This is a genomic window from Eremococcus coleocola ACS-139-V-Col8, assembly GCF_000183205.1.
Classification (GTDB): Bacteria; Bacillota; Bacilli; order Lactobacillales; family Aerococcaceae; genus Eremococcus; species Eremococcus coleocola.
Genome location: NZ_AENN01000005.1, coordinates 29,564 through 41,509 on the forward strand (window position 1 = coordinate 29,564; position 11,946 = coordinate 41,509).

At 38.4% G+C, this 11,946-nt stretch carries 10 protein-coding genes; 5 read left to right on the forward strand and 5 right to left on the reverse strand.

Annotation, left to right across the window (positions count from 1 at the left end):
* Positions 1-177: 177 nt before the first annotated feature.
* Positions 178-930, reverse strand: a complete 753-nt coding sequence (locus tag HMPREF9257_RS01420; RefSeq protein WP_006417706.1) for a class A sortase — start codon at positions 928-930, stop codon at positions 178-180.
* A gap of 324 nt (positions 931-1,254) precedes the next feature.
* Between HMPREF9257_RS01420 and HMPREF9257_RS01425 the strand changes: the two genes are divergently transcribed.
* On the forward strand, positions 1,255-3,960 hold the full coding sequence (locus HMPREF9257_RS01425; RefSeq protein ID WP_006417693.1) for a cation-translocating P-type ATPase: 2,706 nt from the start codon (positions 1,255-1,257) through the stop codon (positions 3,958-3,960).
* A gap of 591 nt (positions 3,961-4,551) precedes the next feature.
* Here the strand turns inward: HMPREF9257_RS01425 and HMPREF9257_RS01430 are convergent.
* From HMPREF9257_RS01430 to HMPREF9257_RS01440, 3 genes are all read right to left on the reverse strand, one after another.
* The gene (locus tag HMPREF9257_RS01430) at positions 4,552-5,802 is read right to left on the reverse strand and encodes a glutamate-5-semialdehyde dehydrogenase (RefSeq protein ID WP_006417687.1); all 1,251 of its coding nucleotides are present in this window, start codon (positions 5,800-5,802) and stop codon (positions 4,552-4,554) included.
* Positions 5,803-5,815: 13 nt separating this feature from the next.
* Positions 5,816-6,634 carry a glutamate 5-kinase gene (proB, locus tag HMPREF9257_RS01435; RefSeq protein ID WP_006417686.1) on the reverse strand — a complete coding sequence of 273 codons (819 nt, stop codon included), beginning with the start codon at positions 6,632-6,634 and terminating at the stop codon, positions 5,816-5,818.
* 122 nt (positions 6,635-6,756) lie between these two features.
* Positions 6,757-7,320: a DJ-1 family glyoxalase III gene (locus tag HMPREF9257_RS01440; RefSeq protein ID WP_006417673.1), complete on the reverse strand. Its 564-nt coding sequence runs from the start codon at positions 7,318-7,320 to the stop codon at positions 6,757-6,759.
* A gap of 307 nt (positions 7,321-7,627) precedes the next feature.
* Here HMPREF9257_RS01440 and HMPREF9257_RS01445 point away from each other — a divergent pair, with 307 nt between their 5' ends.
* The gene (locus tag HMPREF9257_RS01445) at positions 7,628-7,891 is read left to right on the forward strand and encodes an ArsR/SmtB family transcription factor (protein WP_006417713.1); all 264 of its coding nucleotides are present in this window, start codon (positions 7,628-7,630) and stop codon (positions 7,889-7,891) included.
* Between the two features lie 259 nt (positions 7,892-8,150).
* Here HMPREF9257_RS01445 and gndA read toward each other — a convergent pair whose 3' ends face one another.
* A complete protein-coding gene (gndA, locus tag HMPREF9257_RS01450) occupies positions 8,151-9,587 on the reverse strand; it encodes an NADP-dependent phosphogluconate dehydrogenase (RefSeq protein WP_006417707.1) in 1,437 nt (478 codons plus the stop codon).
* 171 nt (positions 9,588-9,758) lie between these two features.
* On the opposite strand from gndA, the gene HMPREF9257_RS01455 reads away from it, so the two are divergent.
* The 3 genes from HMPREF9257_RS01455 to HMPREF9257_RS01465 are packed head-to-tail and all read left to right on the forward strand — an operon-like array spanning position 9,759 to position 11,741.
* A complete protein-coding gene (locus tag HMPREF9257_RS01455; RefSeq protein ID WP_006417668.1) occupies positions 9,759-10,778 on the forward strand; it encodes a lactonase family protein in 1,020 nt (339 codons plus the stop codon).
* A 51-nt stretch (positions 10,779-10,829) separates the two neighbouring features.
* A complete protein-coding gene (locus HMPREF9257_RS01460) occupies positions 10,830-11,231 on the forward strand; it encodes a DUF4430 domain-containing protein (protein WP_006417667.1) in 402 nt (133 codons plus the stop codon).
* Positions 11,232-11,741, forward strand: coding sequence for an ECF transporter S component (locus HMPREF9257_RS01465; protein WP_006417688.1), 510 nt, complete (start codon positions 11,232-11,234; stop codon positions 11,739-11,741).
* The last annotated feature ends 205 nt before the right edge of the window (positions 11,742-11,946 follow it).

Consider the following 11,946-nt stretch of genomic DNA (forward strand, 5'->3'; position numbering starts at 1 on the left):
AAATCAACATTCTAAACCGGTTTCATAATTTCTTCATAATTAAGGGAGCGGGCTGCTTTTTTTAACTCCATCCATTATTGAAAAAGAAATTTTGCCTTCATTTTTTCACCACAAGTAAAAATATCTAAATAAAAAAGCCGAGGCAATTTTGTCTCGGCTTAAAGACTATTCATTCGCTTAAGCAGCGGTTGTTTGTGGTAATTCAAAGGCCTTAATCATATCATCCGAAGCTTCATCAATTGGTACAGTTTTAACTAAAGAACCTTTAACAACAATCCGATCAACTAAGTCAGAATCACACGTAATCAAGGTAATCGTTGGATCTTCAGTTGGATCTAGCACTTCAATCGCCGTTGCTGGCACCTGTTGAATTGAATCAATTTCATAAACATAGACCTTATCTAAATCGGTTAGATAAATTTTCTGTCCTTGTTGCACTCTTAATAAAGGTGCAAATAAAAGATTCTTATGGATTGAATGGTGACTTGCCAAACTATAATTTGATTTCCCCATTTGTTGGTCTGGACTCAGGGTACCTGCCCCATAGTACATTCCTTCATTAGAAACCCCCTTATAAATAGGAAGGTTCATACCAACATCCGGAATAGCAATCCCCCCAACTACTGGTAGATCATTGGGATTGATTCCGTCTGAAATAACTGATAAGGCATCAATATTTTGAATATCATCAAAATTATAAGTAACCTCTTTTTTATTGTTTGCTTCAATCATTTCACGGGTAAAGTTCCCCACCGTATTTTGTTCAGATCCATGGGCAATCATCCAGTCCTTAATTGGATTCATAGCAAAGAGGCCCACAGCTACTAAAATTAACAAGAAGCCTAGAAACATTCTAAAATTAAAACGTTTTTTCTTTTTGCCACCACGACTATTTCGTTTTTGATGACGTTGTGCACGTGTTTGAACCATACTAATCTCCTATCTATCATAGTATCTGCCTTATATTATACATGATTTATACTAGAAAACACTAGTTGAGACTTTTTTTTACCGAATAAATCATAGTTTATTCATAAATTGAAATAACTTGCTTTTAAACCAATCTTTCCTTATAATTATTTTTAAATAAGACATAAGGGAGTAACTAGAGGAGCTATCCTCGTCAGTATCAACAACGACAAGTAGTATTTGCTACTGGTACTGTACTTAATCAGTGAGACTTATGCTACCAGGTAAATGGCAGCATAGGTCTTTTTTTATAGGGATTCCCTGGTCAAAAAATAGGAGGAAACTATGTCGGAAAGCAAAAACTATCTAGCTTATACTGAGTCAATTGACCAAGTAAAAGCCCATTTTGAAACTGACCTGTCGCAAGGTCTTTCAAGCCAAGAAGCCGCAAAACGTTTGGAAAGCTATGGTACTAACGAGATTCAGGAAGAAGAAAGAAGATCTACCTTCCAAAAGTTCATTGATCAATTTAAAGATTTCATGATTATTGTCTTACTAGCAGCGGCTGCTATTTCAGCCGTAGTTGGGATTTCCCAAGGTGAAGGTATCACTGATACCATCATTATCTTAATTGTGGTCCTATTGAATGCTGTGCTAGGTGTTTTCCAAGAAGCCAAGGCCGAAGAAGCCATCGATGCCTTAAAGAAAATGTCTTCACCTCTAGCCCATGTTCTTCGTGATGGTGATGTTAAGGAAATTAAATCAACCCAATTAGTTCCTGGTGATGTCGTTTTACTCGAAGCAGGGGATGTCGTTCCTGCAGATATCCGTTTAGTTGAAGCCTCTTCTTTAAAAATTGAAGAAGCCGCGCTCACCGGTGAATCAGTCCCCGTCGAAAAAAATACCGATGCTTTAGAAAATCCTGAAGCCGGCATTGGGGACCGTTACAATATGGGGTATTCCTCTACAAATGTAACCTATGGTCGTGGTAAAGGAATTATTACCGGCACCGGAATGGAAACAGAAGTGGGCCATATTGCTAAAATGTTGTCTTCTACCCAAAAACAATTAACCCCGCTTCAACGTGACCAAGAAGCTTTAGGTAAAACTTTAACTAAAGCGATTATCGTGGTTGCAGTCGTGACCTTCTTAATCGGTACCCTCTTAAATGGTATGGGAATTATGGAAATGTTACTTGTTTCTATTTCGCTGGCCGTTGCTGCGATTCCAGAAGGTCTCCCTGCTATTTCAACCATTATCTTATCCCTAGGGACCCAAACTATGGCCGACCGAAATGCCTTAGTCCGGACCTTGCCTGCGGTGGAAACTTTAGGATCTACTCAAGTCATTTGTTCTGATAAAACTGGTACCTTGACTTTAAATGAAATGACAGTCGAACATGTTTTCCATGATGATCAACTTTTTGCTGCTAACCAAGACTTAGACTTAAATTCCCACTTTATTCATTCATTTGTCCTACCAAATGATTCAAAAGTTGATAATGATGGCAAAATAATTGGCGACCCTACTGAAACAGCCATGGTCAAATATGCCATTGACCACCAAATGGACTATAAAGGTCTATTAGCTGACTATCCTCGGATCGATGAAGTTCCATTTGAGTCTGACCGTAAGCTCATGTCAACCATCCACAAGTTAGAAGATGGTCGCTTCGCTGTTTATGTTAAAGGAGCGTCAGACCAATTAATTCAAAGAGCCACTCAAATTGAAATTAATGGCCAAGTTCGTCCAATCCAAGAAGCTGATATCAGCAAAATACAAGAACAAAATGAATCCTTAGCCAAACAAGCCCTACGGGTCTTAGCAGGTGCTTATAAGATTATTGACCAAGTACCAGCGACAGTTAATTCTGAAACGGTTGAAAATGATTTGATTTTTACTGGCCTAGTTGCCATGATTGACCCTGAACGTCAAGAAGCTAAAGATTCTATCCGTAAAGCCCGCAATGCAGGTATCCGGACCGTGATGATTACCGGTGACCATGCCATTACTGCTCAAGCTATTGCTGAACGGTTAGAAATTCTTGATCCAAAAGCTGCTGATAACAGTAGCCATGTTATGACCGGAGCAGATTTGAATGAAATTTCAGATGAAGAATTAGCTAAAAACGTGGCTAATTATTCTGTTTATGCCCGAGTATCACCTGAACATAAGGTGCGGATTATTAAAGCTTGGCAAGCCAATGACAAAACAGTTTCTATGACGGGGGACGGTGTGAATGATGCGCCTTCCCTTAAACAAGCCGATATTGGGGTTGGTATGGGGATTACCGGTACCGAAGTATCTAAAGGGGCTTCCGATATGGTCCTTGCCGATGATAACTTCCAAACCATCGTTGTTGCCGTTGAAGAAGGACGTAAAGTCTTCTCTAATATTCAAAAAGCGGTACAATTCTTACTTTCAGCTAACCTGGGTGAAATCATTACCTTATTTGTGGCGACCCTCTTCGGTTGGGTCATTCTTAAGCCTATCCATATCTTATGGATCAACTTGGTAACGGACGTTTTCCCAGCAATTGCACTGGGTATGGAAAAAGCCGACCCTGATACCATGAAGTATGCTCCAAGAACCAAAGAAGATTCTTTCCTATCTTTCGGTATCTTCCCAAGTATTCTTTATCAAGGGGTCTTTGAAGGGGCCATTACTTTACTAGTTTACTGGTATGTGGATATCCATCTTGGCTTAGAACATACCTTAGCTGAAACCATGGCCTTCATTACCTTAGGTTTACAACAACTCTTCCATTCTTATAATGTGAAGTCTGTCTTCAAATCTCTCTTCTCATCTAATCCATTTGACAATAAATATCTCAACTTAGCCTTCCTTGGATCAGGTGCCCTACTTTTTGGCGTCATCCTTATCCCTGGAATTAACGGTTTCTTTGATGTTCATAATCCTAATCTTGAACAATGGATTATCTGTATTGTCGCTTCCTTTGCGCTAGTTATCTTAACTGAAATTGTTAAGTTTATCTTTAGAACTACTGGGCTTGCGGATAAATATCAATCTATACCACATCTAGATGACTAAGAAACTTGAATCTTAAGCGTCAAACCTAACGGGACTGAAAATAATTAGTCTTTGCAACAAATAAATATCTCTACTATTCGGAATAATAAAAGGAGTTGGACAAATCAAGGTCCAGCTCCTTTTACTATACCCAAGAAAATAACTAGTTCTCATGCTTTTATCTCATTCCTAGTTTTATAGCGTGAACTTATTCTTGGCTTAGGCTTAAAGTATAGAAAAATTGTCCGAAGATTCTTAACTTGAAACGAAGGTAAAGAAAAAGAGACGGGTATTTCTATAATGGCCAATAAAGTTAAGACAAAATTATTTACTCACCAGTAAAGCATGGAAAAATGTTTAAATCTTTCTTTACTGAGCTACTCACTCAAGAAAAAAATCCAGACTTAAGCTTCAAGTCTGGAAAGCCACGGAAGTCTCGTCATCAAAACTAAAAACTTCCAGCTCAGGATGGAGCTGGAAGTTTTTATAAAATAAGATTATGATTTTTCACTGACTTGATAGCTATGATTGGTCGGTTACTTAATAAGCAGTCTAGCCATAAGCAGATCTCGCCCAGCTATTTCCAAACCATATACTCAGGAAAATAAAGCATTAAGATCTAACTTGACCTTGGCCCCGGACTTGATACTTATACGACGTTAAGGCATCCAAGCCCATTGGCCCACGAGCATGTAATTTTTGAGTAGAAATACCAATCTCCCCACCAAAACCAAACATTTGACCATCTGTAAACCGGGTGGAGGCATTGACATAAACTGCGGCCGCATCTACATCTGCTAAAAAGTTCTCTGCCACTTGATAATCTTCGGTCACAATGGCTTCGGAGTGACCAGTCGAATAGCGATCAATATGGTCAATGGCTGCTTGATAATCATCCACCACCTTAACAGAAAGGATATAGTCATTAAATTCCCTTGCATAGTCTGATTCACTGGCGGAAGTCGCTTGAGGCACAAACTGACAAACTTTTTGGTTGCCTCTGATTTCAACACCAGCTTGGATGAGCCCCGCTACTAAGTCTGGCAATTGCTCAACAATCGCTGCATCAATCAAAAGACTTTCTAAGGCATTGCAGACGGACACCCGTTGTAATTTTCCATTTTCTAATATCTGACGGGCCTTTGCTATATCAGCAGCTTGGTGAATATATAAATGACAATTACCTACACCCGTTTCAATCACCGGAACGGTAGCGTGTTTTATGACATTTTGAATCAGACCAGCTCCACCCCGGGGAATTAAGCAATCAACATAGTCATTTAGTTGCATAAATTCTTTGGCAAGACTGTGGTCAGGTTTATCTATCATTTGAACAAAATTAGGATCTAAGTTTGCTTGGCTTAAAGCTTGTCTTAATACCTTCATAATCGCCATATTTGACTGGAGGGCATCCCGGCCACCTCGTAAAATTACCGCATTTCCCGCCTTTAGACATAAAGCTGTGGCATCCACCGTAACATTAGGCCGTGATTCATAAATAATCCCTATAACCCCCAAAGGGACCCGTTTACGACTAATCCATAATCCATCGTCAGTTTGCCAGGCCTGATCAATTTTTTGTAAAGGGTCGGGCAAGGCAGCGATACTTTCGAGTCCTTGAGCCATAGCCTCAATTCGCTCAGGTGTTAAGGTCAACCGTTCAAGAAAGGCTGCACTTAATCCCTTAGTCGCGCCCGCTTCTAAGTCGATTTGATTCGCTTTAAGTATATCAGCTTGCACTTGGCGAAGGGCCGCAGCCATCTGGTTTAAAGCTCGATTCTTTTGTCCAGTAGGTAAGGTTCTTAGCTTACGTTCCGCTTTCTTAGCCTCTTGTCCTAAGGTTACTAAATATTCTGAAGTCATAGATGATTACTCCTTAATTTCTTAAATTTGATTGGCTAAACAAAGTTCCAATCGACTGCCCCTGCAAAATATCAAAAATATCATCCGGATTTTGACTCGAAGCAATAATCATGCTCTTATTTATCGCCAACATCCGTTTCGCTGCGGTTAATTTAGTCGCCATCCCGCCCTTAGCAAACGCTGATCCTTTCCCATCTGCCATAGCCTCGATAGTTGGACTAATTTCAGAGACAAAGGGAATCGGTTTAGCTTGGTCATTCGTCTTAGGATTACTATCATAGAGCGCCGAAACATCTGATAATAAGAGTAATAAATCAGCATCAATAATTTGGGCAACAATTGAAGATAAGGTATCATTATCGCCAAATTTAGTTAAATGATTGATTTCATCATCGGATACCACATCATTTTCATTGATAATTGGAACAATTCCCCGTCTTAAAAGGTGATTTAAGGTGCCAACCACATTCCGATGTGAATTATCATTATCAATAATATCACGGGTTAATAAGACTTGAGCAATGTGCTGACCATAATATTGAAAAAACCGATTATAGTGCTCCATTAGACGGACTTGGCCGACGGCAGCCACTGCTTGAAGCTCAGATACTTGACTAGGGTATGAATCAAGATTAAGCACTCGTGCGCCCACCCCGATAGAACCTGAGGATACCAAAACCACTTCAATTCCTGACTGGATCAAAGCAGTGCAAACATAGGCCAAGCGGTCCATTTTTCTTAAATCAATGGACTTATAATCATTCATAATTGAATTTGTCCCAATCTTGATTACCACTCGCTGCCATTCTTTGATAAATTCTGCCTTTTGCATACCTCTTATTCACCTATCCTACTTCGTTTTTAACTCTTATTATAAGCCTATTTTCAAAAAAGAAAAGCTCATCTTGATACATGATCTTTTACTTATAATTTTAGGAAATAGCTAATATTTTCTTATTTTTTTCTAATTATTTCTTGAAGAAAATTATATTGCATATCCTCTTTCAAAGTTTGTGCATCTCCGCCCAAACTATCAACTAATTGATATGAAAATTCTAAAGCAGTCCCTGGTCCTTTTGAGGTAGTAATATTGCCATCAACTACAAACAAACGATCATCAAGATAAGTACCATGACTAATCTGTTCTTCAAAACCAGGATAATTGGTAAAGTTCCGGTCTTCTAATAAGCCTGCCGCTTCTAAAACAATAGGGGCTGCACAAATAGCTGCTACTTTTTTTCCTGAATTTGCTTGCTTCTTGATAGATTCAATCACAAAATGATTTTTGCGGAGATTATCTGCTCCTGGCATGCCACCTGGTAATACAATTAGGTCATACCCATCAATAACCTGATCCAGAACTTTGTCCATGGTAACTTTAATTTGATGAGCCCCTTCTACTACAGGTTCCAAGCCAAGCAAATCAACTTCAAAACCAGCCCGTCTTAAGACATCTGCCGGGGTCAAAGCTTCAATTTCTTCAAAACCCGGTGCGAAAAAGATTGAAATTTTCATCATACTATCTCTCCTTTTCTATATAAGTACAATTTAATCAATTTAATTCAACTTTTAAAATATATTGCTTGCTATTCCAAATATTGTCCGTTATAATGACTTGTCTACTTAATAAAAAAGTAGAGCCGATGATTATCAATTTTATAAAATGTTAATAATTTTCATCAAAAATGTTCATAAATTATTCACAATTTAAAAGGATATTTAGATTTTTTTACATAAAAATCAGTTGCATATAGCTTCACATTTTACTAAAAAATGATATAATCGGGTTATAGTTTTTATAAAAGAATGGGGGCAAGAAATAAACATGCAACACGAACATGAGTTAGTACAAATTTTTAAGTTACTGGGTCATCCGATTCGTTTGACCATTGTTAAATTACTCAGTGACGCTGACCATATGACGGTGGGAGCAATCGTTGATGCGGTTGAGTTACCTCAACCTACAGTTTCACAACAACTAGCTAAATTAAAAGCTGGTAACATTGTTGACGCTGAACGCGCTGGTACCAATGTTAAATATAGCCTTTCAAATCCTATAGTTAAGCAAATTGTGAAGGATATCAAATAGTATTATTTTATTTGAAGCTCTTAAAACGACTAGCATTCAAACGATACCATGCGTGACTAGTTACCCGAACTAAGCAAATATGACCTAAGAGCATTCAAATACTTATTCAATATATAGGGTATTTCATGAGCATGTGTGAAATATTCGTTTAGCCTATCTCGGGACTCCTGTGGATAGGATTTTTTATATAATAATTGACCTGGAGTTTAAGCGGACTTAAACTCCAGGTCTTTTATATTTTCCCCTACCTTAACCTATCTTATTCAGACCAATTCTCTTCTTGACCCTGAGTCCATAAATAATGATAAGTCCCTTCCTTATCAATCCGTTGGTAGGTATGGGCACCGAAGTAATCCCGTTGGGCTTGGATTAAATTAGCCGGTAAAACTGGTGTCCGTAGACTATCATAATAAGCTAGCGATGCAGCAAAACCAGGCACAGGAAGACCGGCTTGGACAGCGCGAGCCACTACCTTACGCGCTGCACTTTGGTAATTAATAACGATTTCTTTAAAGTAATCATCCAAAAGAATATTTGAAAGGGTGCCATTCTTTTCGTAGGCAGCCATAATTTTTTCTAAGAATTGTGCGCGAATAATACAACCGCCCCGCCAAATTGCTGAAATTTCCTTGTAGTCTAACTTCCAATCCATTTCTTTAGCAGCATGTGCCATTTGAACAAAGCCTTGGGCATAAGACATAATCTTAGAAAAATATAGAGCTTGACGAATATCTTCAACAAAGGCTTCAGCATCCGTCACTGGTTCAGGTTTAGGTCCAGTCAAAACTTGACTGGCTTCTAAGCGGTCATCCTTCAAAGCCGAAATAAAACGGGAAAATACTGATTCCGTAATAGTTGGCAATGGAACTCCTAGATCTAGGGCTGACTGGCTAGTCCATTTACCAGTACCTTTATTTCCGGCCTTATCCATAATCACATCAACCATTGGCGTCTCAGTTTCAGGATCTTTTTGACCTAGAATTTCGGAGGTAATTTCAATCAAGTAAGAATCTAGTTCACCTTGATTCCATTCAGTAAAGTAATTTTTAATTTCCTCAATAGATAAGTTTAAATAGCGGCGCATCAAATCATAAGATTCAGCAATTAATTGCATGTCTCCATATTCAATCCCATTGTGAACCATTTTGACATAATGACCGGCCCCATTTTCCCCAACATAAGTCACACAAGGACTATTATCAGAAGGTGCCTTAGCTGCAATTTCTTCTAAAATAGGTTTTAAAATATCATAAGCATCTTTAGGTCCCCCTGGCATTAAGGATGGTCCATGCAAGGCACCTTCTTCACCACCGGAAACGCCCATGCCCATAAAATGAATGCCAGAACCATCTAATTCTTGGGCCCGCCGAATGGTATCTTTATAGAAGGTATTCCCACAGTCAACCATAACATCATCTTTTTCTAAGAGTGGTAGTAATTGTTGAATTACAGCATCGGTTCCTGCCCCTGCCTTAACCATAATTAAGACGCGGCGTGGTTTTTCCAAAGATGCAACAAAATCTTCAATTGTATAAGAAGGAAGTAGATTCTTATCAGGATTTTCTTTCACAACCGCTTCAGTCTTAGACCCAGTCCGATTAAAAATCCCTACCCGGTAGCCTCGACTTTCAATATTTAAAGCTAGATTTTTGCCCATAACGGCCATACCAATGACACCAATTTGTGCTTTTTCCATAAATCATCCTCCTAGATTGTTATCAACCCCACTCGTTGGGGCGCTCCCTTTAAATATAACACTCCTGATAATAAAAAACTATTTTTTTGCTAAAGTTGGCCATTAAATTAAAACTTTTAATTCGATAACAATCTTGTTACAATGAACTTAAGGAAGAAAGGAAGACTTATCATGCAGACTTATATTTTAGGTGGTTATACTAAACGCTTAAATAAAGGAATTAGCGAAATCCAATTCAATCCAGCTGACCAAAGTTTGAGTCAAACTCAATTAATTGCTAACCTAAATAGTTCAACTTTTGTCGCATTAAATTCCACTAAAGACCTACTCTTTGCCCTTAATAAAAAAGATGATCAAGGCGGTTTAGTGGTTTTTGAGAAGCAGAATAGCTCTTGGCGTAAAGTTTCTGAAGCCTATGCTTCTGGTGCAACGGGTTGTCATATTACTTTCCGCCAAGCATCGCAAACGATTTATGTATCAAACTATCATGAGGCTTCAATTGATATTTATCAACTTGATTCCAATAAACAAGTTCGCCTAGCCCAACGGATTCAACATCATGGTTCGAGTGTCCACCCTAACCAAAACCAATCTCATATCCATTTTACTGGTTTTAATCAAAATGAAGACCTTCTCTATGTCTGCGACTTAGGTAGTGACAAAGTATATGTCTACCAAGTTAAAACCGATGGGTCCTTATCTGTACAATCTGAATTAATCACCCCTGCCGGTATGGGGCCCCGGCACATTGCCTTTCATCCAGACCTAAACAGGGCCTATATTATCGGTGAGTTAAATAACCATACCTTGGAAGTTAGGATTGACTCAGTGGGTAATCTAGAAATTGAAGCTGATTATCCTAATTTTAATGAAAAAGTTGACCGAGCAGATGGCGCTGCAATTCGAATTAGCTCAGATGGTCGCTTCCTTTATACCTCAACACGTTTCCATAATATCCTTTCAGTCTTTGCTGTGGATGACCAAGGTCACCTTAACTTAGTCCAAACCATTGATAGCCATGGTCAAATCCCACGTGACTTTATCATCGACGAAAGTGAAGCATATTTATTAGTTGGTCATCAAGATTCAGATAACCTAGTTTTATTCAGTCGTGATACCCAAAGTGGGCGGTTAAACTTAATCAGTGAAAATACAAATGCACCTGAATGTGTTTGTATTGCCCACGCCTAGGTCAACCCGAATTCTCACAAAAATAAAAAGATAAAGAATTGAGGATTAAATATGAAAAATAATCTGTATAAATTTTCTCTCTTATCCCTTTCCCTAATTTTCTTATTTGCTTGCAGCCCTAAACTTAATAATTCAGTCTCCGAAACAGGTCAACATGAAACAGCAGTAATTGAGATTAAAGTCCAAGGCGAAGATCAAAAAGAGTCAAACAAAGAAGTTCAATTCGATCCTGGCATGGACCTTTTGTCTGTGATGCATGATAATTACACCATTCAAGCAAAAGAAGGTTTGGTTGAAGGCATCGATGGACTTATGGCAAATCAAGGACAAAATAAAGGCCGTTACTGGAAATTGATTATTAATGATCAAATGAGTCAAAAAGGTGCTAAAGAGATCATCGTAAAAGATAATGATCGTATCGTTTGGGATCTGACGGACGATTGGGACTTCTAAATGTTAGCCGATAGAAAATATTTACGCCGCCTTATTTGGGATGCTCTCATGGCGGCGCTTTGTTTCATTTTACGCCTCTTATTAGCCCCTCTACCAAATGTTCAACCAGTGACTGTCTTACTTATTTTTGTTTGCTGGTACCTCTCCGCAAAAGATAGTATCTTAATCGCAAGTTTAACCATTGTTATATCGAATCTTTTCCTAGGTTTTGGACCCTGGACCTTGGCCCAAATAACCGCCTATTGTATTTTAATCCTGATTTCTAAACTATTTGCACCATTTTTAAAAAGAGAAGGCTACCTTATCCAGGCTTTTTATATGATAGCGATTGGTTTTTTATATGGTTTAATTATTTCCCTTATCCAAGCACCTTTCTATGGGATTCAGCATTTTTGGGTCTACTACTTCAATGGTGTCTTATTTGACGCTTATCATGGTATAGGTAATCTTATTTTCTTTTTACTCTTACAACCAATTATTCCCCCTTTGATCCAAAAGTATAGATTCTAGTCAGCCAGTATCTTTTCGGATCCAATCACTTCTGATTATAAAATATGTAGTAAAGACCGACCGTGCACAAGATTCCCCAAATCACCAGAGAATTATTCATTACTAAATAAACTATAGGGACTGTATCAAGCTTAGCTTTGATACAGTCCCTTAATTATATCCATAATTACTCCACCCAACTTCACACTGGGAAACATAGTAACAA

What these genes read in the sequence shown, in the direction of transcription:
- HMPREF9257_RS01420 (WP_006417706.1), bottom strand. Translation starts at nt 930, where the DNA reads ATGGTTCAAACACGTGCACAACGTCATCAAAAACGAAATAGTCGTGGT.
- HMPREF9257_RS01425 (WP_006417693.1), top strand. Translation starts at nt 1,255, where the DNA reads ATGTCGGAAAGCAAAAACTATCTAGCTTATACTGAGTCAATTGACCAA.
- HMPREF9257_RS01430 (WP_006417687.1), bottom strand. Translation starts at nt 5,802, where the DNA reads ATGACTTCAGAATATTTAGTAACCTTAGGACAAGAGGCTAAGAAAGCG.
- proB (WP_006417686.1), bottom strand. Translation starts at nt 6,634, where the DNA reads ATGCAAAAGGCAGAATTTATCAAAGAATGGCAGCGAGTGGTAATCAAG.
- HMPREF9257_RS01440 (WP_006417673.1), bottom strand. Translation starts at nt 7,320, where the DNA reads ATGATGAAAATTTCAATCTTTTTCGCACCGGGTTTTGAAGAAATTGAA.
- HMPREF9257_RS01445 (WP_006417713.1), top strand. Translation starts at nt 7,628, where the DNA reads ATGCAACACGAACATGAGTTAGTACAAATTTTTAAGTTACTGGGTCAT.
- gndA (WP_006417707.1), bottom strand. Translation starts at nt 9,587, where the DNA reads ATGGAAAAAGCACAAATTGGTGTCATTGGTATGGCCGTTATGGGCAAA.
- HMPREF9257_RS01455 (WP_006417668.1), top strand. Translation starts at nt 9,759, where the DNA reads ATGCAGACTTATATTTTAGGTGGTTATACTAAACGCTTAAATAAAGGA.
- HMPREF9257_RS01460 (WP_006417667.1), top strand. Translation starts at nt 10,830, where the DNA reads ATGAAAAATAATCTGTATAAATTTTCTCTCTTATCCCTTTCCCTAATT.
- HMPREF9257_RS01465 (WP_006417688.1), top strand. Translation starts at nt 11,232, where the DNA reads ATGTTAGCCGATAGAAAATATTTACGCCGCCTTATTTGGGATGCTCTC.